Origin of the sequence: Butyricicoccus pullicaecorum DSM 23266 (assembly GCF_900167005.1) — a bacterium.
GTDB lineage: Bacteria > Bacillota > Clostridia > Oscillospirales > Butyricicoccaceae > Butyricicoccus > Butyricicoccus pullicaecorum.
Genome location: NZ_FUXW01000003.1, coordinates 298,163 through 322,258, shown reverse-complemented (window position 1 = coordinate 322,258; position 24,096 = coordinate 298,163). Strand labels below are relative to the sequence as shown.

The 24,096-nt window shown below is 57.2% G+C and carries 20 protein-coding genes; all 20 read left to right on the top strand.

The features are described 5' to 3' along the window. The first annotated feature begins 5 nt into the window (after positions 1-5). On the top strand, positions 6-548 hold the full coding sequence (gene hpt, locus B5D52_RS08495) for a hypoxanthine phosphoribosyltransferase (RefSeq protein WP_040332940.1): 543 nt from the start codon (positions 6-8) through the stop codon (positions 546-548). A 60-nt stretch (positions 549-608) separates the two neighbouring features. Further along, positions 609-2,567 carry an ATP-dependent zinc metalloprotease FtsH gene (ftsH, locus tag B5D52_RS08490; RefSeq protein WP_016148324.1) on the top strand — a complete coding sequence of 653 codons (1,959 nt, stop codon included), beginning with the start codon at positions 609-611 and terminating at the stop codon, positions 2,565-2,567. Positions 2,568-2,872: 305 nt separating this feature from the next. After that, positions 2,873-3,316, top strand: coding sequence for an ACT domain-containing protein (locus B5D52_RS08485; protein WP_016148323.1), 444 nt, complete (start codon positions 2,873-2,875; stop codon positions 3,314-3,316). A gap of 21 nt (positions 3,317-3,337) precedes the next feature. Continuing rightward, positions 3,338-4,498: a homoserine dehydrogenase gene (locus B5D52_RS08480; RefSeq protein WP_016148322.1), complete on the top strand. Its 1,161-nt coding sequence runs from the start codon at positions 3,338-3,340 to the stop codon at positions 4,496-4,498. A gap of 20 nt (positions 4,499-4,518) precedes the next feature. After that, positions 4,519-5,412, top strand: a complete 894-nt coding sequence (gene thrB / locus B5D52_RS08475; protein WP_016148321.1) for a homoserine kinase — start codon at positions 4,519-4,521, stop codon at positions 5,410-5,412. Positions 5,413-5,473: 61 nt separating this feature from the next. Continuing rightward, complete coding sequence (locus B5D52_RS08470; protein WP_016148320.1) at positions 5,474-6,682, top strand: aspartate kinase; 1,209 nt, start codon at positions 5,474-5,476, stop codon at positions 6,680-6,682. Positions 6,683-6,937: 255 nt separating this feature from the next. Then, on the top strand, positions 6,938-7,720 hold the full coding sequence (rlmB, locus tag B5D52_RS08465) for a 23S rRNA (guanosine(2251)-2'-O)-methyltransferase RlmB (RefSeq protein WP_016148319.1): 783 nt from the start codon (positions 6,938-6,940) through the stop codon (positions 7,718-7,720). Positions 7,721-7,728: 8 nt separating this feature from the next. Continuing rightward, a complete protein-coding gene (locus tag B5D52_RS08460) occupies positions 7,729-9,864 on the top strand; it encodes a hypothetical protein (protein WP_016148318.1) in 2,136 nt (711 codons plus the stop codon). Between the two features lie 186 nt (positions 9,865-10,050). Continuing rightward, entirely contained in the window at positions 10,051-12,132 is a 2,082-nt protein-coding gene (gene fusA, locus B5D52_RS08455; protein ID WP_016148317.1) for an elongation factor G, read from the top strand. A 169-nt stretch (positions 12,133-12,301) separates the two neighbouring features. After that, positions 12,302-12,817 (top strand): DUF4830 domain-containing protein, encoded by a 516-nt coding sequence (locus B5D52_RS08450; protein ID WP_016148316.1) that lies wholly within the window; start codon positions 12,302-12,304, stop codon positions 12,815-12,817. 265 nt (positions 12,818-13,082) lie between these two features. Continuing rightward, complete coding sequence (locus tag B5D52_RS08445; RefSeq protein ID WP_040332870.1) at positions 13,083-13,820, top strand: pseudouridine synthase; 738 nt, start codon at positions 13,083-13,085, stop codon at positions 13,818-13,820. 216 nt (positions 13,821-14,036) lie between these two features. Next, the gene (locus B5D52_RS08440) at positions 14,037-15,128 is read left to right on the top strand and encodes a PucR family transcriptional regulator (protein WP_016148314.1); all 1,092 of its coding nucleotides are present in this window, start codon (positions 14,037-14,039) and stop codon (positions 15,126-15,128) included. A gap of 108 nt (positions 15,129-15,236) precedes the next feature. Continuing rightward, entirely contained in the window at positions 15,237-15,926 is a 690-nt protein-coding gene (ftsE, locus tag B5D52_RS08435) for a cell division ATP-binding protein FtsE (protein ID WP_016148313.1), read from the top strand. Continuing rightward, positions 15,913-16,803, top strand: a complete 891-nt coding sequence (ftsX, locus tag B5D52_RS08430; protein WP_016148312.1) for a permease-like cell division protein FtsX — start codon at positions 15,913-15,915, stop codon at positions 16,801-16,803. The genes ftsE and ftsX overlap by 14 nt, the downstream gene beginning before the upstream one ends. A gap of 12 nt (positions 16,804-16,815) precedes the next feature. Continuing rightward, positions 16,816-18,003 (top strand): murein hydrolase activator EnvC family protein, encoded by a 1,188-nt coding sequence (locus B5D52_RS08425; RefSeq protein WP_016148311.1) that lies wholly within the window; start codon positions 16,816-16,818, stop codon positions 18,001-18,003. 25 nt (positions 18,004-18,028) lie between these two features. Beyond that, positions 18,029-19,294: a murein hydrolase activator EnvC family protein gene (locus tag B5D52_RS08420; protein ID WP_016148310.1), complete on the top strand. Its 1,266-nt coding sequence runs from the start codon at positions 18,029-18,031 to the stop codon at positions 19,292-19,294. A 96-nt stretch (positions 19,295-19,390) separates the two neighbouring features. Further along, the gene (locus B5D52_RS08415) at positions 19,391-20,581 is read left to right on the top strand and encodes a S41 family peptidase (protein WP_016148309.1); all 1,191 of its coding nucleotides are present in this window, start codon (positions 19,391-19,393) and stop codon (positions 20,579-20,581) included. 174 nt (positions 20,582-20,755) lie between these two features. Beyond that, a complete protein-coding gene (gene greA, locus B5D52_RS08410) occupies positions 20,756-21,229 on the top strand; it encodes a transcription elongation factor GreA (protein WP_016148308.1) in 474 nt (157 codons plus the stop codon). 24 nt (positions 21,230-21,253) lie between these two features. Further along, positions 21,254-23,209, top strand: a complete 1,956-nt coding sequence (lysS, locus tag B5D52_RS08405; protein ID WP_016148307.1) for a lysine--tRNA ligase — start codon at positions 21,254-21,256, stop codon at positions 23,207-23,209. 95 nt (positions 23,210-23,304) lie between these two features. Continuing rightward, positions 23,305-24,096 (top strand): TrmH family RNA methyltransferase, encoded by a 792-nt coding sequence (locus tag B5D52_RS08400; protein WP_016148306.1) that lies wholly within the window; start codon positions 23,305-23,307, stop codon positions 24,094-24,096.

Here is a 24,096-nt window from a genome sequence, read left to right as displayed (position 1 = left end):
AGATGATGAGAAACGACATTCAGGAAGTATTATTTTCCGAGCAGCAGCTGGCCGATAAGGTCGCAGAGCTGGGCGCACGCATCAGTGCGGACTACGAGGACAAGAACCCGCTGGTTGTCAGCGTGCTCAAGGGTTCCTACGTCTTCATGGCTGACCTGACCCGCAAGATCACCATTCCCTGCAACGTGGACTTTATGGCGGTCTCGAGCTACGGCGCGGGCACCAAGACCACGGGCGAAGTACAGATCATCAAGGACATCGGCAGCAAGATCGACGGTCGTCATCTGATCATCGTCGAGGATATTCTGGATTCCGGCGTGACGCTCAGTTTCCTGATGAAGATTCTGAAGGCACGCGGCGCGGCATCCATCCGCCTGTGTACGCTTCTGTCCAAGCCCGAGCGCCGCAAGGTCGACGTTCCGGTCGATTATCTGGGCTTTGAGATTCCCGACGCATTTGTTGTCGGATACGGTCTGGACTATGCGGAGAAATATCGTAACCTGCCGTATATCGGCATTCTCAAGCCGTCTGTCTACGGCGGCGAATGACCGTGCGCCCGCCCGGGCGCGTACATGAAAGGAGAGTTGGAAACCAATTTGAGAGGGAAAATGAAAGGCTTCGGCCTTTATCTGATCATTATCCTGCTGCTGTTGAGCGCGGTCAGCTATATGCTGAGCGTGGGCAACAAGAGTCAGGAAGTACCGTACTCCACGGTTGTGACACTGTTCGAGGAACAAAAGGTTGAGAAATTCACCTACAACGACACAACGCTCACGCTGGAGCTGAACGATGAGAGCAAGACCCGTGTCACCGCGAAGGTGCCCTATCGCGACATCTTCTACGCTGACCTCGGTCAGACCATCCGCGAGCAGAAGGATGCCGGCATCCTCAAGGAGTATACCTACAAGACGGTCGAGATGCCCTGGTGGGCAAGCTTTGTGCCCTATCTGATCGTCCTCGTCCTGTTCGGCCTGCTGTGGTATTTTATGATGAACAAGCAGGGCGGAGGCGGCGGCAATCCGATGCAGTTTGGCCGTGCCCGTGTTAAGATGGCGAGCGATGACAAGAAAAAGGTCACCTTTGCCGACGTAGCCGGTGCAGACGAGGAAAAGGCAGAGCTCCAGGAGATCGTCGAGTTCCTCAAGGACCCCAAGAAGTTTATCGATATCGGCGCACGCATCCCCAAGGGCGTTCTGCTGGTGGGCCCTCCGGGTACCGGTAAAACGCTGATCGCCAAGGCGGTTGCAGGCGAGGCCGGCGTGCCGTTCCTGTCCATTTCCGGTTCGGACTTCGTCGAGCTGTATGTCGGTGTCGGCGCATCCCGTGTCCGTGACCTGTTCGAGCAGGCCAAGAAGAACGCACCGGCAATCGTGTTCATCGATGAGATCGACGCGGTTGGCCGTCAGCGCGGCGCAGGTCTTGGCGGCGGTCACGACGAGCGCGAGCAGACGCTCAACCAGCTGCTCGTCGAGATGGACGGCTTCGGTGCAAACGAGGGCGTTATCGTCATCGCGGCAACCAACCGTAAGGACATTCTGGATAACGCGCTGCTGCGTCCCGGCCGTTTCGATCGTCAGGTCTACGTCGGTGCACCCGATGTTATCGGTCGTGAGGCCATCCTCAAGGTACACGCACGCGGCAAGCAGTTTGACCCGGACGTAAACTTCAAGTCCATCGCCCAGACGACTGCCGGCTTTACCGGTGCCGATCTGGAAAACCTGCTCAACGAGGCAGCGCTGCTGGCTGCCCGCCGCAACAAGAAGTTCATCACCCTCGAGGAGATTGAGCAGTCGCTGCTCAAGGTCGTTATGGGTGTTGAGAAGAAGACCCATGTGGTAAACTACGAGGACAAGAAGCTGACCGCTTACCATGAGGCCGGTCATGCCATTGCCTTCCACGTTCTGCCCACGCAGGACCCGGTTCACCACGTCACCATTATTCCGCGCTCCAACGGTGCAGGCGGCTTCACCATGCCGCTGCCCGAGGAGGACAAGGCATACCGCACCCGCCGCTATATGGAAGACTATCTGGTTGTCTGCCTGGCAGGCCGTGTAGCTGAGGAGCTGACCATGGACGACGTAAGCACGGGTGCTTACGGTGACATCAAGCAGGCGACCGCAATGGCGCGTGCAATGGTCATCAACTACGGTTTCAGCGATAAGATCGGCCCGGTCGACTACGACGTACAGGGCGGCGAGATCTTCCTTGGCCGTGACTTTGCCGCAGGCAAGGGCTATTCGGATGCCAAGGCTGCTGAGATCGACGAGGAAATCCATCGCCTGATTCAGGAGGCAAATACCCGCTGCCGCAAGCTGCTGGAGGACAATCTCGAGCAGATGACGCGCGTTGCCGAGTATCTGCTGCGCAACGAGACCCTGGACGGCGATACCTTCCGCAAGCTGTACAACGGCGAGGACGTACCCGATCGGGTTGCCCCGTCCGAGGCTGAGCTCAAGGGCACGGCAAACAAGGTGCAGCTCGACAAGCAGCCCGAGACCGCTGAACCTGCAAAGCCGCAGGAAGAAGCATCCATTCCCGAATCCAAGGATCAGGAACTCGGTCTGTAAAACACAAGATCACACAGGCACGCATTCGGTCATAGGACTGGATGCGTGCTTTTTTTTGTGTGCGTTTGGTGCGCACAAATGTCCGTAGACATTTTGCACAAAAAAATCGTCCGCCAGGCAGGTTTTGCACTTCATTTCACTAAAACAGGTAAGCGTACGAAAGAAAATGTCTGCAATATCCGGTGATACGCAAAAAAATCCGCGAAAAAATGTGGAAAAACTTGAAAACGCACTTGCATTCGCGGGCATTCTATGGTATGCTTATGAAGCGCGAGAAAGACAGATGTATTTGCATGGAGGACAACATGGAAAATGAACCCAAATACTACCTTGTGGAGCGTGCGCTGCTGCCCGAGGTATTTCAGAAAGTCGTCCGGGCAAACGCCGCGCTCAAGGCCGGCCGCGTCCGCACCGCAAGTGAAGCCGCGCAGAGTGTAGGCCTGTCGCGGTCGGCATACTACAAGTATAAAGACGGCATTCGCCCCTTCTACGAGGCGGCGCATGACCGTATTATCACCTTCCACCTCATGCTCTCCGACCGGCCGGGTGTGCTCTCGAGCATCCTGGGGCTGTTCGCCCGCGTGGGCGCCAACCTCCTGACGATCAATCAGAGCATTCCCATGAGCGGTCAGGCAGCCGTTACCATTGCCGCACGCACCGAAGAGATGAAGTGCACGGTAGACGCGCTCATGCAGCGCGCGGAGGCGCTTGACGGCGTCCTGCATATTGAAGTGGTGGCAAGTGAATAATCATAAAGGGAGGATTTCGTTATGTTAAAAGTTGCAATCATGGGTCACGGCACGGTCGGGTCGGGCGTTTATGATGTTTTTGCACAGAATGCTGCACAGATCGCAAAGGCGGTCGGCGAGGAAGTCGAGGTCAAGTATGTACTCGATCTGCGCGACTTCTCCAAGCTGTCCTATGCAGATAAGTTTGTGACCGACTTCTCGGTCATCGAGAACGACCCCGAAGTCTGTGTCGTTGCAGAGGTCATGGGCGGCGTCGGCGCAGCCTATGAGTTTTCCAAGCGCTGCCTGAAGGCAGGCAAGAGCGTGTGCACCTCCAACAAGGAGCTGGTCGCTGTTCACGGCGAAGAGCTGCTGGCACTGGCCAAGGAGCACAACGTAAACTACCTGTTTGAGGCATCGGTCGGCGGCGGTATCCCGCTCATTCGCCCGATGATGCAGTGCCTCGCAGCCAACCAGATCGAGGAGATCTGCGGCATTCTCAACGGAACAACGAACTATATCCTCAGCCAGATGATTCACAACGGCGTTGCGTTTGACGACGCACTGCGTCAGGCACAGAAGATGGGCTATGCGGAGAACGATCCGACCGCCGACATCGAGGGCCACGACGCTTGCCGTAAGATCTGCATTTTGTCCGACTTGGCGTTCGGCGACAAGATCGATCCGGACGAAGTTTCCTGCCAGGGCATCAGCGGCATTACGCTGGGTGACGTTGCCGCTGCAAGCGAACTTGGCTATGTCATCAAGCTCATCGGCCGCGCAAAGCGCACCGAGTCGGGCAAGATCTTTGCATTTGTTGCACCCCATCTGGTACCCAAGACCAGCCCGCTGGCTTGCGTCGAAGACGTATTCAACGGCATCCTTGTAACCGGAAACATGGTTGGTGAGGTCATGTTCTACGGTCAGGGCGCAGGCAAGCATGCAACCGCTTCGGCTGTCGTTGCCGACATGATGGACGCCATCGCACACCGCGAGAAGCGCCGTCCGGTCGAGTGGGGCGACGGCTCGCAGAAGCTGCTGCTGCCCATCGATCAGCTGGAGAGCGCATGGTACGTGCGCGGCGAAGTTCCGGCAGAGCTTGCAGCCAAGACGGTCGCAGGTGCGGCGCTGACCGTGCCCATGACCGCAGCCGAGCTGCGTGAGAAGCTGCCGCAGGCTGAAGGCGCGATGCGTGTACTGTGAGCAGAAGGAGGAAAAGACAGATGGGAGTAACGGTCAAGGTACCGGCGACGAGTGCGAATATGGGCTCGGGCTACGACAGCATCGGCATCGCACTCGACCTCTATAACGTCATTACGATGGAAGAATCCGATCATATCGACATCAGTGATGTGCGAGATGACAATATTCCAAAAGATGAAAATAATTTGATTTACCAATGCGCTAAAAAGGTGTATGATATCTGTGGCAAGCCGCTGACCGGCCTCAAGATCGTCGAGGACTGCGCAATCCCGCAGACTCGCGGCCTGGGTTCCTCGTCGGCCTGCACGGTCGCCGGCATTCTGGGCGCAAATGCGCTGCTCGGCGACCCGCTCAGCCAGGAGAACATCATCGACCTGGCGGCATCCATCGAGGGACATCCGGATAACTCGACCCCGGCCATTCTGGGCGGCTTCTGTGTCGCGCTGCTCGAGTATGGCAAGGTGTGGAGCGTGCGCGTACCCATGAACGGTACGGTCGACTTTATCACCTTCATTCCGGATTTTGAGCTGTCCACCGAAAAGGCGCGTGCAGCTCTGCCGCAGAAGGTCGCGCATCATGACGCGGTCTTCAATCTGGCGCGTGCAGCCCTGCTCGCCGGCTCTCTCACGACCGGTAAGCTGGAAAACGTCGGCGTGGCGGTCGGCGACTGCCTGCACCAGCCGTACCGCTTTGATCTGATCCCGGGCGGCCGGGATGTCGTGCACGCGGCCAAGTGCATGGGCGCACTCGGTGCGTTCATCTCGGGCGCGGGCCCGTCCATCATTGCGGTGGTCGATTCTGCGGATAAGACCTACCTGTCCCGTGCGCAGATGTACTGCGAACAGAACTTCCCGCACTGGACGCCCATTCGCCTGACCTGTGATGAGGTCGGCGCAACCGTAACCCGGTTCTAATTTTGCATCGTAAGGGCCCGTCTGACTGGCAGACAGGTCCCGGAGGAGGATACGAAAGAAAATGAGTTTGATTGTACAGAAGTTCGGCGGCACATCGGTCGCCAATACCGGACGTTTGCAAAACGTTGCGGACATCGTTACTTCTACATACAAGGCGGGCAACCAGGTGGTTGTCGTCGTGTCTGCACAGGGTGACACGACCGATGACTTCATCGCCAAGGCGGCCGAGCTCAACGACCGCCCGTCCAAGCGCGAGATGGACGTTCTGCTGTCGGCAGGCGAGCAGATCTCTATGGCGCTTCTGGCGATGGCGATTCAGAAGCTGGGCTTCCCGGTCATCTCGCTGACCGGCTGGCAGGCAGGTATCGAGACTGATATCAACTACTCCGAGGCACGCATCCGCAAGGTTACCGCAGAGCGCATCCGCTCTGAGCTGGACCGCAACCGTATCGTCATCGTCGCCGGCTTCCAGGGCATCAACAAGCAGGACGACATCACGACGCTCGGCCGCGGTGGTTCGGATACGACCGCGGTTGCCATCGCAGCATCGCTCGGCGCAGACCTGTGCCAGATCTACACCGACGTAGACGGTGTCTACACCGCTGACCCGCGCCTCGTTCCCGACGCACGCAAGCTCGAAGCGATCACCTATGATGAGATGCTCGAACTGGCAACGCTGGGCGCGCAGGTCCTGCACAATCGCTCGGTCGAAATGGCTAAGAAGTACAACGTCGATCTGGAAGTCGTGTCCAGCTTTACCCGCAATCCGGGTACCAAAGTCAAGGAGGGTTCTGACATGGAGAAAATGAATGTAAGCGGCGTAGCCCGTGACAATAACTGCGCCCGCGTGGCGATTATCAACCTGCCCGACGAGCCGGGCGTAGCGTTTAAGGTATTCTCGCTCCTGGCAAAGCACAAGGTCAATATCGATATCATCCTGCAGTCGGTTGGTCAGAAGGGCCGCAAGTCCATCACCTTCACCATCCCCGAGGATAAGGCTGAGGAAGTCGGCAAGATCCTGAACGCAAACAAGGAAGGCCTGGACTTCGAGGATGTTTCCATCAATACCACCGTCGCAAAGGTTTCCATCGTTGGCGCCGGCATGGCTTCCAACCCGGGTGTTGCTGCGATGATGTTCGAGGCTCTGGCAAGCGCCGGCATCAACATTCGTATGATCTCCACTTCTGAGATCAAGATCTCGGTTCTCATCAACGAGGCGGACAGCGAAAAGGCAGTCCGCGCGATCCATCAGAAGTTCTTCAACATGTAAGAAAATATACCCTTGCAGCGGCAGTCGACCCCCGGCTGCGCGGCATCGGATTGCCCTTTCCGGGAAACCGAAAGGCAAGCGGGGACGGCTCCTGTTTTGGGAGCCGTCTTTTTGTGCGTATCGGGGTATTTTTGCTGTATCGGAAGGCAAACAGGTAACAATTTGATGAATTCATCGAATGGACATTGAACCAGCCGAATCGGGTGTGCTATAATAAAAACCAGACTGGAAATTCTATTTTTGGGAGAATTTAAGATGCACAATCCGAATGGAAAAAAATTCCGTCCCAATCGGGAAGCGGACGAAGATAATAATCTGCTCGAGGGCCGCAATGCGGTGACCGAGCTTTTGCGATCCGGTCAGGATTGCGATAAAGTATTCGTGGCACAGGGCGCACGCATGGGCGATATCATCGCGCTGGCAAAGTCGCGCGGGGTACCGGTCGTCGAGTGCGACCGACGCAAGCTGGACGGCATGAGCACGACCGGCAATCACCAGGGTGTCATCGCACAGGCAGCGGCGCACGCTTATGCGAGCCTTGACGACCTGTTTCAGAACGCGGCGGATAAGGGAGAGGCGCCGATGTTCGTCATCTGCGACGGCATCGCAGACCCGCACAATCTGGGCGCGATCATCCGATCGGCTGAGACCGCAGGCGCACACGGCGTGATTATCCCCAAGCGCCGCGCGGCTGGTCTGACCGCGGTTGCGGCACGCGCATCGGCCGGTGCGCTGGCCTATATGCCCGTGCACAAGACGGTCAACCTCGCCGGACTCATTGACGAGCTCAAGGAACGCGGCGTGTGGGTGTTTGGTGCCGAGGCTGACGGCACGGTTGGCCTGTATGAGGCCGATTTTGCCGGCCCGACCGCCATCGTAATCGGTTCCGAGGGCGAGGGTATCAGCCGTCTGGTGCGCCAGAAGTGTGATTTTATTGTGAGCATTCCGATGCGTGGCAAGGTCAATTCGCTCAACGCATCAAATGCGGCGGCAGTACTGCTGTTTGAGGCCGTTCGCCGTCGGACTTATGGGAAGTGAGGAGAGAAATGAGCAACAAATTCGATACCGCCGAGCTCAACGACATTCGTAAGCTGCTCGGCGAGGATGTGCCCGAGCCCAAGAGCCAGGTGAAGGCCGAGGCTGCGGCAGCGCCGCAGGCGCAGGAGAGCCGCAACACCAGCGGCGGGCGCACGTTTAATCTGGACGATATTTTAGCCGAGGTCAGCGGTGTGGTCGACGAGGCCAACGCTGAGCACGCGGCACACGCGACCACACCCCCGCAGTTTGCACCCAAGCAGCAGGCGGCACGCCCGGCTGCACAGAGCGGTGCACCGCGCACGGCGTCCGGCATGCAGCAGCAGGAAATTCGCGTGCAGCGCAAGAGCGCACAGCAGGCAGCACAGCCCGCGCAGGCAGAGCAGGAGGGAGAACCTGTCCGCGCTCAGCAGCGTCCGGCAGCGCAGCAGCAGATGCCCCGTCAGGCGGCACGCATGCGCGATGAGGACGAGGACGATGTAGAGCTGATTGAACCGAGCAAGGCCATGGTGCTCAATAATCGCCGTTCCAAGAACCTCGGACGACGTGCCATTCCGGTGCTGATCCTGGGTCTGATTTCGCTTTATCTGACCATGGCTGAGAGTCTGGCTCTGCCCATGCCCAGCCTCATCAGCTTCGCTTCCAATCCGCGCCTGTTCATGCTCGTACAGGTCGGTTTTGAGATTATTGCCATGCTGATCGGCATTGATGTCGTCGGTTCGGGCTTCTACAACCTGGTCACCGGCAAGGCTGACCGCGCTTCGCTCGTCGCCATTGCCAATATGGCCACCATTCTGCACTGTATGTCCTTCATCATCGGCGGTTGGGCTGGCGTTCTGCCGTACTCCTCCATCTGCATCCTGCTGCTGTACGCAGCCATCCGCGAGGAGAAGAACCGCTGCGCAGGCCGTGCACGTGCGTACAAGGCACTCACCCTGCACGAAAACCCGATGGGTGTCTACTATCACCATGACAGCAACGACCATGCCCGCCGCACGGTCAAGTCGCGTCTGGGCGACCGCACCGAGTTCCAGCGCGAGCTCGAGCGTCCGGACGCAACCGAGCGCTTTGCCAAGGTCTATGCACCCATCATGCTGGCAGCCTGCATCGTGCTGTCGGTTGTCGTCTCGCTGGTACGTCAGGATATCAGCTACTTCTTCTGGAATCTGTCGGCCATGCTGACCATCGTCAGCCCGCTGCCCATCCTGTGCGCGTTTGGCCGTGCTTATTACCATGTTTCCCGCCGTCTGCTGTCCGAGGGCGCAGCTCTGGCAGGCGGTCAGGCCGCATTCCGCGTGCGCAAGGCACGCCGTGCGGTCATTCAGGACACCGATTTGTTCCCGGGCGGAACGGTCACCATCACCGAGGTGCGCGCACACAGCGGCTACACCCCGGAAAAGCTGCTGTCCTATGCAGTTGCCGTCACCGACGGCTACGACATGGAGATCGGCAAGCTGCTGGCCGAGGCGCTGCGTGAGCAGTACGGCCGTCCGGCACGTGCGACCAATATCAAGGTCTACGATATGGGCGGTCTGTCGGGTGAGATCGGTGCGGATACCGTACTGGTCGGCACGGCTGCGTACATGGCACGCATGGGCATGCCGGTACAGGAGCCCAAGAAGGGCAGAGACGTCGAGACCGGTGTCTATGTGGTCATCAACGGTCAGCCCGCCGGTGTCATCCAGCTGACCTATCACTCCAACGCCCAGACGTTCAGCGCTTTGCAGGCACTCATTCGCCTCAAGGTGATGCCCGAGCTGGCAACCCGTGACTTCAACATCTCGCCCGAGATGGTGCAGAAGATGTTCGAGACCCGCCGCGGACGCATCGGCGAGGTGGCTTCCGACCGTGTCGCTGCCGTGACCTCGTCTGCCTACACCATGGGCGACCGTGTCTGCGCAATTCTGTCGCGCGACGGCATTGTGCCCTTTGCACAGGTACACCAGTCGGCAGACAAGCTGTCCGGCGCAATGCGCTCCAACCTGATTTTGGGCGCGGTCGGCGGTATCTGCGGCCTGCTTCTGATGTTCTATCTTGCCTTCACCGGCCATCCCGAGGCGGTCACGCCGAGAAATGTGCTGCTTTATCTCATTCTCTGGTACATTCCGTCGTTTTTTGTCACTTTCCATACCAGAAAGGGACTTTAAGAAGTAAAAATTGTGCAAAAAAACACCGTCCGAAAGGGCGGTGTTTTTCATATCTCAATAAAAATGTGCATACTGCATAAAAAATCGGTTGCAATTCTCGCGATAGTGGGTTATAATTACGAACAAGGAGTAATCGACTCCAATGTGCGCAAGCGAAAGAACAAAATGGCAGGAGAGTGTGTAATTATGGCGACATTTCCGGTAAACAAGATCCGAAACGTATGCATCATGGGTCACGGCGGCGACGGTAAGACCTCGCTGGTCGAGAGCCTGTTATTCACCGCCGGGGTTACCGACCGCGTCGGTAAGGTACCCGATGGAAATACCGTATGTGATTTCGACCCCGAAGAGATCAAGCGCCAGTTCTCCATCTCGACCGCCGTTGCACCGGTCGTATGGAACGACTGCAAGATCAACCTGCTCGATACCCCAGGCTTCTTCGATTTCGAAAACGAAGTCAATCAGGCACTGCGCGTGTCCGAGTCCGCGCTGATCGTTGCAACCGGTAAGTCCGGCCCCGGTGTCGGCACCGAGAAGGCATGGGCGCGTGCGGAAGAGCGCAAGATGCCCCGCATGTTCTACATCTCCAAGATCGATGAGGAAAACTCCGATTACTATACTTCGCTGCATAAGCTGCAGAAGCAGTTCGGCGTTTCGGTTTGTCCGATCGTCGTGCCCATCTTCGAGGGCAATCGTGATACCGTAGGCGTTGTCGACTGTGTTATCCGCAAGGCATACCGCATGGACGGCACCAAGCGCGTCGAGATCCCGATCCCGGAGAACATGGTAGACCGTATCGATCAGCACCGCGCAGCACTGTGCGAGAACGTTGCAGAGCTGTCCGAAGAGCTGATGGAGCGCTACTTCGCAGGCGAAGAGTTCTCGGACGAAGAGCTGATCGCCGGCATCCGTCAGGGTGTCAAGGACCTGGTTATCGCACCGGTATTCTGCGGCACCGCTGCAACCGGTATCGGTTCCTACGCACTGCTCAAGGGCATTGCCGATTACATGCCGTCTCCCGACGAAGCACCGGTTGAGGTCTGCGAGGACGAGAAGGGCGAGCTGATCGAGATCAACTGCACGCCCAACGGCTCGACTGTAGCTATGATCTTCAAGACGGTTGCCGACCAGTACGGCAGATTCTCTTACTTCAAGGTATTCTCCGGTTCGGTTAAGCAGGATATGACTCTGGTAAACCGCCGTGCAGATGCCAACGAGAAGATGGCACATATCTACGAGATCTGCGGTAAGAAGACCACCGAGGTCACCGAGATCGGCTGCGGCGATATCGGCGCAGTTGCAAAGCTCGTAACCACCAAGACCGGCGATACGCTGTCCATGTCGGTTCGTAAGGTCAACCTCGATCCGGTACAGCCGCCCAAGCCGTGCTATGCACAGGGTATCGCACCCAAGAACAAGGGCAACGAAGAAAAGCTCGCAACCGGTCTGGCTCGTCTGCGTGACGAAGACCCGTCCTTCTCCACCGAGTACAACACCGAGACCAAGCAGATGCTGATCTCGGGCATGGGCGATATCCATCTGGATGTCATCTGCTCCAAGCTCAAGAACAAGTTCGGCGTTGAGGTCGAGCTGTCCAAGCCCATCGTGCCGTACCGCGAGAAGATCCGCAAAAAGGTATCGGTTGAAGGCAAGCACAAGAAGCAGTCGGGCGGTCATGGCCAGTATGGTCACGTCAAGATGGACTTCGAGCCCTGCATGGATCAGGATTTCGTCTTTGCAGAGAGCATCTTCGGCGGTTCGGTTCCGAAGAACTTCTGGCCGGCAGTTGAAAAGGGCATCCGCGAGGCAATGGAGCACGGTGTGCTGGCTGGCTATCCGCTGGTCGGCCTGAAGGCTACCCTGACCGACGGTTCTTACCACGATGTCGACTCCAACGAGCTGTCCTTCAAGATGGCTGCTCGTCTGGCATACAAGGCTGGTATCCCGCAGGCATCCCCGGTTCTGCTTGAGCCCATCTGCTCGCTCAAGGTTCTGATTCCGGACGCTTACATGGGCGATGTCATCGGCGATCTGAACAAGCGCCGCGGCCGCATCATGGGTATGAACCCGGTTGACGGCGGCAAGCAGGAGATTCTGGCCGAGGCACCGATGGCAGAGCTGTCTGACTATGCCATCACCCTGCGCTCGATGACTCAGGGCCGTGGCTCGTTCGAGTCCGAGTTCATCCGCTACGACGAGGCACCGGCTCCGGTACAGGAGAAGGTCATCGCCGACAACAAGGCTCGCCTGGAGGCACTGGGCGACTGAGTCTGATTACAAAAAGTCCCCCTGATTCCGTGCGGGCAGCGCACGGCCTGCACGGGATTTGCAAGAAGGGCATCCAAAACAGTGGATGTCCTTCTTTTTTGTGGTTCTAAATCGGCCTGCCCGTCCATATCTTTGTGGTAAGGATACGCGATGGGAGGCGTTGGGATTTATGGTAATGTATGCGACCAAACTGACCCGCAGAAAACTGGTAGTCGGCCTGCTGGCGGTCTGTGCGATGGTGGTGGGTGCGGGCTGTTGGCTGTTGGGCGGGGAAGCGGATACCGCCAGCACGGCGGCCGAGGTCAGTATCTCGTGTAAGCTCAAGACGAACGATGACCGCGTGGCATTTTTGCGGGGGTATGGCTGGGAAGTCGATGAAAACCCGGTGTCCGAACAGGACGTGCGCATCCCGGATACCTTCGACGCGGCCTACCAGAGCTACAATGAACTGCAAAAGACACAGGGGCTGGATCTGACCCGCTATCAGGGCAGGAAATGCCAGCTGTACGTCTATCAGGTGCGCAACGACCCGAGCGGAGAAACCGGGGTCACGGCCAATCTGGTACTCTACCGGGACAACTTAATCGCGGCGGATATCTGCTCAGAAGATGCAGATGGTTTTGTCCGAGCGGTTACAGATCGTTCGGCGGGCGATCAGACGCAGACACCGTCCGAGGGCGAATAATCGCGAAAAAATGCGAGCCAGACCGGAAAAATCGGTCTGGCTTTTCGCTGTTTTACCGGAAATTTCCGCTATGGTTACACCAAACGAGCCGGTCAAATCGTAAAAAATACCTGAAGGATTTTGTGCATGTTTGTGGAAGGTAAGCAGAGGCGTTGTAAAAAACTAACAAGAGTGAGCGAAGAAATTCGGTTTTTTTGCTGGAGCTATTGTGCAAAGTGCAAAAAAGTGGTACGCTATGTGTATCTGAGGAAAGGAAGGGATGTGCATGGCGCGGGAGCGTCTGGATAAGATGCTGGCGAGCCGCGGTGCGGGAAGCCGCAAGGAAGTGGGCGGCCTCATTCGTGCCGGACGGGTCACGGTCAACGGTGCAGCCTGCCGCGATCCGGCTTGCAAGGTGGATGCCGACGTGGACACCATCTGTGTCGACGGTGTGGCGCTGCGTGCGCGCCGCGAGCGGTATTTTATGCTCAACAAACCGATGGGCGTGATCTCGGCAACCGAGGACGCGTCTCAGCAAACAGTCTTGAGTTTGCTGCCCGAGCGCGAGCGCGACGGTCTGGCACCGGTCGGACGGTTGGACAAGGACACCGAGGGCCTGCTGCTCCTGACCGATGACGGTGCACTCAATCACGCACTGACCTCGCCGCGCAGACATGTGGACAAGCGGTATCGGGCGCTGGTGTCGGGCACACTGGCAGATGACGCGGTACAGCAGTTCTCGAACGGTCTGACGCTTGGGGACGGGACAAAATGCCGTCCGGCCGAGCTGACCGTGGGAGCGGTGCAGCCGGACGGTCTGACCGAGGTGTTCGTTGTGCTGCGCGAGGGTAAGTACCATCAGGTCAAGCGCATGGTCGCGGCTGTCGGCGGGCATGTCGAGGCACTTGAGCGACTGTCCATGGGGCCGCTTGTGCTGGATGAAGCACTGGCGCGCGGGCAGTATCGGCCGCTGACCGAAGAAGAAATTGCGGCGCTTTTTGCGGCAGTTTCGGGTGGCAGTTGACGCAAAAATATGGGATTTTGCGTCGGATTGGAAAAATATACAAAGATTCATGAAAATTTTTGTGTAAAAATGGACGAACCTGTGGTATAATTTCTTAAAAAAGATAGAATGAGAAATCTTTTGTTGTATAGGTTGCCGAAGAGAGCGGCGGCAGATACAGCACACAGGTTACGGGCGGAAAAAGATTGATCTTCAAAAAAGGGAAAGGTGATGGATATGGCTTCCAGATTGTTCCAGTCGATTATTCTGCAGATGAAGGATACGGTGGATCGCACAATCGGTATCGTAGATGCAACCGGTGCGGTTATCGCTTGTACCGATCTGCCCCGCATCGGTGAGATGCGTGAGGACGCAGTGACCGAACTGGGCTACGCGGGTGATATGATTCGTTTCGGCGGATATACCTACCGCTCGGTCGCTGACCGTTCGACCCGTTTCGAGTACGCAGTATTCGTACAGGGCGAGGATGAGCTTGCGCGCTCGGTATGCGCACTGGCTTCGGTCGCGATCAACAACATCAAGACGCTGTACGACGAAAAGCACGACAAGGCAACCTTTGTCAAGAATATCATTCTGGACAACATCCTGCCGGGTGATATTTACATCAAGTCGCGTGAGCTGCACTTCGGAAACGATGTGCCGCGCGTGGTCTTCCTGGTGCGCCAGCTCGAGCGTGTGGACATTGCGGCGATCGACGTGATTTCCGGTCTGTTCCCGGACAAGCAGCGTGATTTCGTTCTGCATATCAGCGAGTCCGACATCGTTGTCGTCAAGGAAGTCAAGGCAAGCAGCGAGCCCAAGGACCTCATCAAGCTGGCAAAGCAGATTGAGGAGGCTCTGTCGTCCGAGCTGCTCGTCAAGTGCATCATCGGTATCGGTTCGATTTCCTCTCAGATGAAGGACATCGCAAAGTCCTTCAAGGAGGCACAGATCGCCATTGAAGTCGGCGGCGTATTCGACACTGAGAAGTCCATCGTCAGCTTTGAAAACCTGGGCATCGGCCGTCTGATTTATCAGCTGCCGACCACCCTGTGCGAAATGTTCCTGACCGAGGTCTTCAAGCGCGGTTCGATCGACTCGCTCGACCAGGAGACGCTGTTTACCATCCAGAAGTTCTTCGAGAACAACCTGAACGTATCCGAGACCTCGCGTAAGCTGTTCGTACACCGCAATACGCTGGTCTATCGTCTGGAAAAGATCAAGAAGCTGACCGGCCTCGACCTGCGTGAATTCGACCATGCAATCGTATTCAAGGTTGCGCTCATGGTACGCAAGTACCTGTCCAGCCGTGAGGAAGGAAACTTCTAAAAATTCAACAAAAATCTGTTTTTCGCCTGGGAGTTGGGAACAAATCCCGGGCGGATTACGTCTATCCGAAGTGGTAGACCGCACACCGAAAGGGAGGGAAACTGAACCGTGATTAGCGTAAAAGAAGCCAGCATGGTGTATGACAATGGCTGCCGCGCGCTCAACAAAGTCACGTTCCGCATCGAGGAAGGCGAGTTCGTCTTTCTGGTCGGCGCGTCGGGCTCGGGCAAATCCACAATCATCAAAATGCTGACTGCCGAGGTACGTCCGGTCGAAGGCCGCGTCCTCGTCAACAACTTTAACATTGGCAAGATCAAAAAGCGTGAGATTCCTTATCTGCGCCGTACGCTCGGCGTTGTCTATCAGGATTTCCGTCTGATCGAAAACAAGACGGTTTATGAAAACGTCGCTTTCGCCATGCGCGCCATCGGTGCGTCGGGCAAGGCCATCAAAAACCGCGTGCCCTATGTGCTCGAGCTGGTTGGACTGATCGGCAAGGAAGACTGCCGTCCGGTCGAGCTGTCGGGTGGTGAGCAGCAGCGTGTCGCAATCGCGCGTGCGCTGGTCAATAACCCCCGCGTCATCATCGCGGACGAGCCCACGGGCAACCTGGACCCCGAGCGTTCGCTCGAACTGATGGTCCTTTTCGAGAAGATCAACGAACTTGGCACGACCGTCCTCATCGTAACCCACGCAAAAGAGCTGGTTGACCAGTTCGGCAAGCGCGTTATTATGATTAACAAGGGCGAAGTCGCCAGCGACCAGACAGGTGGGTATTACACGTATGAAGAAGAGTAGTATCGGATACTTCCTCAAGGAAGGTTTCCGGAATATTTTTCTGCATGGCTTTATGAGCTTTGCAGCAGTCAGTGTGATCGTGGTCTGTCTGATTATCACCGGCACGACCGCACTCATTTCCTATGACATCAACTTAAACATCGTCAAGCTCCAGAACGAGAGCGAGATCGTTGTTTATATCGAAGATACGTACACGACCGAAGAGGCGCGTGCTATGGAAAAGACCATATTACAGGTCGATAACGTCGCAAAGGCAGAGTTTGAAGACAAAGACACCGCTCTGGAAGCGTACCGCGAGGAGCTGGGCGAGAACGCCGACCTGCTCGACGGCTTTGATTCCTCCAACAACCCGCTGCGCGACGCCTTCCACATCACCATGAAGGACCCGTCCAAGGTCGCAGCGACCAAGGCAGCGCTCGAGAGCGTGGACGGCATCGGCAATGCCGTGGCAAACGAGGAAGTTGTCGCACGCCTCATCCAGCTCCAGCGCATGTTCCAGGCAATTTCGGTTACTCTGGTTGTCGCTCTGGGTCTGATCTCGATCTTTATCATCGCAAATACGGTTAAGCTGGCCATGCTGGCACGCCGCCGCGAGATTTCCATTCAGAAGATGGTCGGCGCGACCAACTGGTTCATTCGCTGGCCGTTCGTCATCGAGGGTCTGGTGCTTGGCCTGCTGGCCGGTGCGATTGCCTTCGGTCTGGAATGGGCGCTGTACGAGCAGCTGTCCGGCTTCATTCTGGACAACCTGCCGCAGTTTACTATGGCAGAGTTCCAGGGTCTGATGTTCTACGTATTGGGTATCTTTGCCGGTGCAGGCGTGATCGTCGGCGTGGGCGGTTCGTCTCTGACCATCCGCAGATTTATGGATGTATAAGGGGACTGGCCAGTGAATAATACCATCCGAAAAATCACGGCAGCGGGTATCATCGCGGCGCTGATGGCAGGCATGCTGCCCGGAACGGGTTCTATGCCGACCGCGGAGGCTGCGAGCAAGAGCCAGCTGCAAAACCGACTGGCAGAGCTCAAAAGCGCGAGAGCCGAGGCGAACGCGGCGGTCAAGGCGCTCGAGGGCGAGGCCGAGAAGTACAGCGAAAAGATTGCGGCGCTGGACTATCAGATTCAGTCCACCCGTGCCCAGCTCAACACCACCCAGAAGATCATCGACACGCTGACCGAGGACATCGAGGAAAAGCAGGTCGAACTGGACGAGACGGTCAAGGAGCTGGACGACAAGCAGGAGCTGTTCGAGACGCGCATTCGTGTCATGTACGAGAATGGCGACACGACTTACATGGAAGTGCTGCTCAGTTCGGAGAATTTTTCCGATATGCTCAGCCACATGGAAATCGTCAGTCAGATCATGGACTACGACAAAAAGGTCGTTGAGGAGTACAAGGCATTAAAGCTCAGCATCGAGCAGCAGAAGGCTTCGCTGGAGTCCGACCGCAAGGAGCAGCAGGACTATGCCGACGATCTCAAGGTCGCGTACGAGGAGATCGAAGCGCAGAAAAAGGAGTACAAGGCACTCAAGGCCAAGGTCGACAGCAACATCGAGCTGAAAAAGGCCGAGGCCGAGCGCATGCTGCGTGAGCAGGAACAGATCAACGACGAGATCGCTGAACTGTCCCGCAAGGAAGCTGCCGCGGCTTCTTCGAGCGGCGGCGGAGGCGGCAAGGTATACAGCGGCTCGCTGACCTGGCCCTGCCCGTCCTACAACCGCATCAGCTCGCCGTACGGCTATCGTACCCATCCCATCAGCGGCACACGCAAGCTGCATAAGGGACTGGATATCTCGGCATCGAGCGGCAATCCGGTCATTGCGGCGGCATCGGGTACGGTTGTCAAGAGCTATTTTTCTTCTTCCTACGGCAACTATGTTGTCATCAGTCATGGGGGTGGCGTGATGACAGCGTATGCGCATATGACACGCCGTCTGGTTTCGGCCGGAGAGCGCGTCGCAGCCGGCCAGCAGGTCGGTACGGTCGGATCGACCGGCAACTCAACCGGTCCGCACCTGCATTTTGAGGTGTACGTCGGCGGTTCGACTGTAAATCCGATGAACTACTTCAACTAATTTTCAGCAAGGAGAGCGAGTTCCCATGTACCACAAAAAACGAAACCGCATCATTGCAGCCATCATTGCGGGGGTATTGGCTGTACTGATGATCGGTTCGACCATCTTCGGCGCGCTGAGTATGGCGATGGCTGCGAGCAAGACCGAACTGAACAATAAGCTGGCCGACATCAAGAGCCAGAAGGCAGAGGTCGAGGCAAAGCTTGCCGAATATGAAGAGCAGAAGGATAATTATACGGGGCAGATTGGAACACTCAACAACAAGATTAACCTGACCGAGCAGGAAATCGATGCGACCGAACAGGCGATTGACGCGCTGACCGAGTCGATCGAGGAGACCAAGGCAAACCTCAAGCAGGCCGAAAAGGATCTTGAAGAAAAGCAGGAACTGTTTGAGACGCGCATTCGTGTCATGTATGAGAACGGCGATACTTCCTATATGGAAGTCGTGCTCAACTCGGAGAGCTTCGGCGATATGCTGGACAACATCGAGATCGTCAGCCAGATCATGGACTACGATAAGGGTGTTGTCGGTGAGTATACCGCCATCCGCGACAGCATTCAGGAGATGGAGAAGTCGCTGGAATCCGACCGCAAGCAGCAGCAGGAGTACAAGCAGTCCCTGGAGGAAGAAAAGCAGGGTCTGGAGGACGATAAGGCCGAACTGACCGAGCTGCTGGCCAAGGTTGAAAACGACAGTGCGTATGCACAGAAGGTCAGCGATCAGCTGGCAGCCGAGCAGGAGCAGATCAGTGATGAGATCGCAGAGCTGTCCCGTCAGGAAGCAGCGGCAGCTGCTGCGGCTGCGGCAAAGAAGAAGCAGTCTTCGTCGTCTTCGTCTTCGAGCTCGTCCTCGTCTTCTTCGTCGAGTGCAAGCTACTCGAGCGGCGGTTCGGGTTCGATGATCTGGCCGTGTCCGACCTATACATACATCAGTTCGTATTTCGGCGGACGCGTCAGCCCGATTACCGGTGTATGGCAGAGCGGACATAAGGGCATCGACATCGCATCGGGTAAGGGTAATCCGGTCATTGCGGCGGCATCGGGTACGGTCGTCAAGAGCTACCTGTCGTCGTCCTACGGCAACTATGTTGTCATCAGCCACGGCGGTGGTCTGATGACCGCGTATGCGCACATGACCAGGCGCATGGTATCGGTTGGTGACACGGTTGCAGCCGGTCAGCAGATCGGTACGGTCGGCTCGACCGGTAACTCGACGGGCAACCACCTGCACTTCGAGGTTTACCGCAACGGTTCTGTCGTCGATCCGCTCGACTACGTCAGCCCGTAATCTAAGCACAATCACACAAACCGGGGAAAGGGGGCTATCCTCTATCCCCGGTTTTGTCTGTCTGTACAAAATAAAGCGAAAGGAAACAGCAAAGGTATGAGCAAAGGCATTTCCAAGGGCACAGCGGTCGTGCTGTGTGTGCTGAGCGCGGCGACCGCGTTCAATGCGTCCTATCTGGTGATGAATCGCTATTATCAGAACAAATTGCCCGACTATGAAGCCAATAACGCCATTTATGGCAAACTCGGAGAGATTCGCGAGCGGGTAGATGACCTGTATGTGGGCGAGTACGACGTGCAGGACGCGGTCGATATGGCCTGTGTGGGCTTTGTCACCGGTGTGGGCGACCGCTGGAGCAGCTACATGTCCAAGGAGGAGTACGAGAGTTATACCACCTCGCTCGAAGGACAGGCATTCGGCATCGGTGTGTACACGACGTACGATCAGCAGGAAAACCGTCTGCGCATCATCGAGGTGTACGAGGGTTCGGGTGCAGAAGAGGCCGGACTCAAGCACGGCGATGAGATCGTCGGCGCGGGAGACAAGATGCTGGAGAAGGATGGCTATCAGGCGGTCATCGACGCGATCGCGGGCGATGAGGGCACCGACGCACAGGTGATGATTCGGCACGCGGACACCGGCGAGACCGAAACCCTAGCTATCGAGCGGCGCGAGGTCACTGCGACCATGGTGACCGGAAAGATGCTCGATGACACGACCGGCTACATCTACATTTACAACTTCCACCAGCATGCCGATGAGCAGTTTGAGAAGGTGCTGGGTGAGCTGCTTGACCAGGGTGCACAGAAGCTGATCTTTGACGTGCGCAACGACCCGGGCGGATCGGTCGAGGTGCTGGCCAACATGCTCGATCCGCTGCTGCCTGAGGGCACGATTATGACCCTGCGCGCCAAGGACGGCACGGAAAATGTGTACTCCTCGGACGCGGAAGCGCTCGATCTGCCCATGGCCGTACTGGTCAACGCCGACTCGATCTCGGCAGCCGAGTTCTTCGCTGCCGCCTTGCAGGAATACGGCAAGGCCATCGTGGTCGGCGAGCAGACCATCGGCAAGGGCTATTCCCAGCGCACCTATCCGCTGTCGGACGGCTCGGCGCTGCGCCTGTCGGACAACGAATACTTTACCCCGCAGGGCAAAAGCCTGATCGGTACCGGTGTCACGCCTGATATTTCGGTCGATCTGCCCGCGGACAAGGCGCAGGATTTCTACTTCCTCGCCCCGGAAGACGACGATCAGCTCATCGCCGCACGAAATGCGCTATCTTAGCGAAAGGCGTAAAAGTACGGGCAAAAACGTCGCGTGTAAACTGGTAAAAATGCAAAAAGTTCGGAAACTTCATCCCGGCTCGCTTGACATCGTGATTGTGAGTCCATATAATAAGGTGTAATGGTTTCTATAGGTTTAATACCCAAAAATTTATCATAGAGAGGGATTTGTCACATGGCGAAGGAATTTAAACTGACGCAGGAAAGCTTGGATAAGCTCAAGGAAGAACTGGAATATCTCAAAACCGTCCGTGAGAAGGAGGTCGCCGAGCAGATCAAGGAAGCACGCTCGTTTGGTGACCTGTCCGAGAACTCGGAGTACGATGAGGCAAAGAACGAGCAGGGCAAGCTCTATTCCCGTATCGCTGAGGTCGAGAATATCATTGCTCACGCTGTTGTCATCACCGATGATATGTACGGTCAGGACGAGGTTTCCCCCGGCTGCCGTTTCAAGGTAGAGGACGTAGAGTTCGGCGAGGTCGAGGAGTACCACTTTGTCGGCTCGCAGGAAGCTGACCCGATGGACGGCAAGATCTCGGACGAGTCTCCGTTCGGCAAGGCTGTACTGGGTAAGAAGGTCGGCGAGATCGTTGAGGTCGAGGCACCGGCCGGCACCATCCAGTATAAGGTCATCGAAATCATCAAGTAAGACAGAAAAGGGGAAAGATCGAACATGGCAAACGAACAGAAGAACGCGCCGGCAGCCGAGCCGACGCAGGCAGAGCTCAACGAACTGCTGCGCATCCGCCGCGATAAGCTGCGCGAGCTTCAGGAAGCTGGTGCAGACCCCTTTGAGCAGGTACGCTTTGACCGCACCAATTTCACCACCGATATCAAGGATCGCTTCGAAGAGATGGAGGGTCAGACCGTCCGTCTGGCTGGCCGTATGATGTCCAAGCGCATCATGGGCAAGGCATCCTTTGCAGACCTGTCCGACCGCTATGGCCGTCTCCAGCTGTATGTCACCCGTGACGCACTGGGCGAGGACGTTTACAAGGGCTTCAAGAAGATGGACATCGGCGACCTCATCGGCATCGCCGGCGAGGTATTCCGCACCCAGAAGGGTGAGATCTCGGTCAAGGTCACCGAGCTGACTCTGCTGTCCAAGAACCTCATTCCGCTGCCCGAGAAGTGGCACGGTCTGAAGGACACCGATATGCGCTACCGTCAGCGTTACGTTGACCTCATCATCAACCCTGAAGTACGTGACACCTTCGAAAAGCGCTCTGCAATCGTGCGTGAGATCCGCCGCTTTATGGATGGCCGCGGCTTTATGGAAGTTGAGACTCCCTGCCTCAACACCATCCCGGGCGGTGCGGCAGCACGTCCGTTCATCACCCATCACAATGCGCTGGACATCGACATGTACATGCGTATTGCAACCGAGCTGCACCTCAAGCGTCTGATCGTCGGCGGCCTCGAGCAGGTCTACGAGATCGGCCGTATCTTCCGCAACGAGGGCATGGACACCCGCCACAACCCGGAGTTCACCACCATCGAGCTGTATCAGGCATACACCGACTATCAGGGCATGATGGACATCACCGAGGATATGGTCGTACATGTCTGCGAGAAGGTCCTGGGTACCACTAAGGTCACCTACCAGGGCACCGAGCTGGACTTCTCCAAGGGCTGGAAGCGCATGACCATGGCAGACGCAGTCAAGGAGTATTCCGGTCTGGACTTCATGGCAATGAGCCCGGAAGAGGCACTCGAAGCTGTCAAGGCACGCGGTCTGGAGATCGAGAAGAACAAGGACAGCTGGGGCGACCTGCTGGCACAGTGCTACGACGAGTATGTTGAGGAGAACCTCATCCAGCCGACCTTTATCACCGATTACCCGGTTGAGATTTCGCCGCTGGCCAAGCGCAAGGCATCTGACCCGCGCCTGACCGAGCGTTTTGAGTGCTTTGTTTATGGCCGTGAGCTGTGCAACGCATTCTCTGAGCTGAACGACCCCATCGATCAGCGTCAGCGTTTTGAGCGTCAGGTTGCTCTGCGTGAGGCTGGCGACGATGAGGCAAATATGATGGATACCGATTTTGTCACCGCACTCGAGTACGGCATGCCGCCCACGGGTGGTATGGGCATGGGCATCGACCGTCTGGTTATGTTCCTGACCGACTCGGCTTCCATTCGTGACGTACTGCTGTTCCCGACCATGAAGCCGCTGGCTGGCGAGCGTTCGGCAGAGGCTGAAAAGCCGGCTGCACCGGCTGCTGCCACCGAGGCACCGGCAGAAGCTGCTAAGCCCGACTTCTCCAAGGTCAAGATCGAGCCGCTGTTTGAGACCGAGGTCGACTTCGACACCTTCTCCAAGTCGGACTTCCGTGCGGTCAAGATCAAGCACTGTGAGGCCGTGGCCAAGAGCAAGAAGCTGCTCAAGTTCGTTCTGGATGACGGTACCGGTACCGACCGCGTGATCCTGAGCGGCATCCATGAGTATTATGAACCCGAAGCGCTGATCGGCAAGACCGCCATCGCGATCGTAAACCTGCCGCCGCGCAAGATGATGGGTATTGATTCGTGCGGTATGCTGATCTCGGCCGTCCACGAGGAGGACGGACACGAGGGACTCAACCTGCTGATGGTAGACGACCGCATTCCGGCAGGCGCTAAGCTGTATTAACCGCCCTGCGGCAAGTACTGAGAACCGATAGTAAGCCTGCGTGTTGTGCATCAACCCGCAGGCTTTCGGCATATTGTTTTCATTCAAGAGGTTACATGGAGTTTACTGCGATCACAAGCCGCCAGAATGCGACGCTCAAACACCTCGCACGGCTGGCGCGAGAAAAGAAATATCGCCTCAAGACCGGTGAGATGGTCTGCGAGGGCGAAAAAATGCTGGGCGAAGCGCTGGACTCGGACATCCGGGTGGGTGCGGTGCTCGTGCGTGCAGGTACCGCGTGCGATGATGCACTGCTTACGCGTGCAGCGGCGCAGGGCGTATCGCTCCTGACGGCAGAGAAAGCGCTGTTTGACCTGGCGACCGATGTCGAGACCCCGCAGGGCGTGCTGTTCTCGTGCGAGAGACCGGTGCGTCAGACGGTCGATTTCTCGTCTGTGCGCCGCGCTGTCCTGCTCGACGGGCTGCAAGACCCGGGCAATCTGGGCACCATCCTGCGCACCGCCGACGCATTCGCGCTCGATCTGGTCATCCTGTGCGAGGGCTGCACCGACCCGACCGCACCCAAGGTCGTCCGTGCGACCATGGGCGCTGCTTTCCGGCAGCCGGTCTGTCAGATGCCGCTTGCCGAGGCCATTGATGCTTTGCAGCAGCATGGCGTCCCGGTCTATGCCGCAGCGCTCGAGCCCGACAGCGTCCCGCTGCCGCCCGAAGGACTGCCCGAACGCTCGGCGGTCATCATCGGCAACGAGGGCAACGGCGTGACACAGGCCGCACTCGACCTGTGTGATCACAAGCTCATCATTCCCATGGCTGGACGCGCCGAATCGCTCAATGCGGGCGTTGCCGCGGCCATTCTGATCTGGGAGATGACCAAAAAAGGAGGATAA

Coding starts and splice junctions, on each gene's coding strand:
- B5D52_RS08440 (WP_016148314.1), top strand. CDS start 14,037: ATGGCTTCCAGATTGTTCCAGTCGATTATTCTGCAGATGAAGGATACG.
- B5D52_RS08445 (WP_040332870.1), top strand. CDS start 13,083: ATGGCGCGGGAGCGTCTGGATAAGATGCTGGCGAGCCGCGGTGCGGGA.
- hpt (WP_040332940.1), top strand. CDS start 6: ATGAGAAACGACATTCAGGAAGTATTATTTTCCGAGCAGCAGCTGGCC.
- thrB (WP_016148321.1), top strand. CDS start 4,519: ATGGGAGTAACGGTCAAGGTACCGGCGACGAGTGCGAATATGGGCTCG.
- B5D52_RS08415 (WP_016148309.1), top strand. CDS start 19,391: ATGAGCAAAGGCATTTCCAAGGGCACAGCGGTCGTGCTGTGTGTGCTG.
- ftsH (WP_016148324.1), top strand. CDS start 609: ATGAAAGGCTTCGGCCTTTATCTGATCATTATCCTGCTGCTGTTGAGC.
- B5D52_RS08450 (WP_016148316.1), top strand. CDS start 12,302: ATGGTAATGTATGCGACCAAACTGACCCGCAGAAAACTGGTAGTCGGC.
- B5D52_RS08420 (WP_016148310.1), top strand. CDS start 18,029: ATGTACCACAAAAAACGAAACCGCATCATTGCAGCCATCATTGCGGGG.
- rlmB (WP_016148319.1), top strand. CDS start 6,938: ATGCACAATCCGAATGGAAAAAAATTCCGTCCCAATCGGGAAGCGGAC.
- B5D52_RS08460 (WP_016148318.1), top strand. CDS start 7,729: ATGAGCAACAAATTCGATACCGCCGAGCTCAACGACATTCGTAAGCTG.
- lysS (WP_016148307.1), top strand. CDS start 21,254: ATGGCAAACGAACAGAAGAACGCGCCGGCAGCCGAGCCGACGCAGGCA.
- ftsX (WP_016148312.1), top strand. CDS start 15,913: ATGAAGAAGAGTAGTATCGGATACTTCCTCAAGGAAGGTTTCCGGAAT.
- B5D52_RS08485 (WP_016148323.1), top strand. CDS start 2,873: ATGGAAAATGAACCCAAATACTACCTTGTGGAGCGTGCGCTGCTGCCC.
- B5D52_RS08400 (WP_016148306.1), top strand. CDS start 23,305: ATGGAGTTTACTGCGATCACAAGCCGCCAGAATGCGACGCTCAAACAC.
- fusA (WP_016148317.1), top strand. CDS start 10,051: ATGGCGACATTTCCGGTAAACAAGATCCGAAACGTATGCATCATGGGT.
- B5D52_RS08470 (WP_016148320.1), top strand. CDS start 5,474: ATGAGTTTGATTGTACAGAAGTTCGGCGGCACATCGGTCGCCAATACC.
- B5D52_RS08480 (WP_016148322.1), top strand. CDS start 3,338: ATGTTAAAAGTTGCAATCATGGGTCACGGCACGGTCGGGTCGGGCGTT.
- greA (WP_016148308.1), top strand. CDS start 20,756: ATGGCGAAGGAATTTAAACTGACGCAGGAAAGCTTGGATAAGCTCAAG.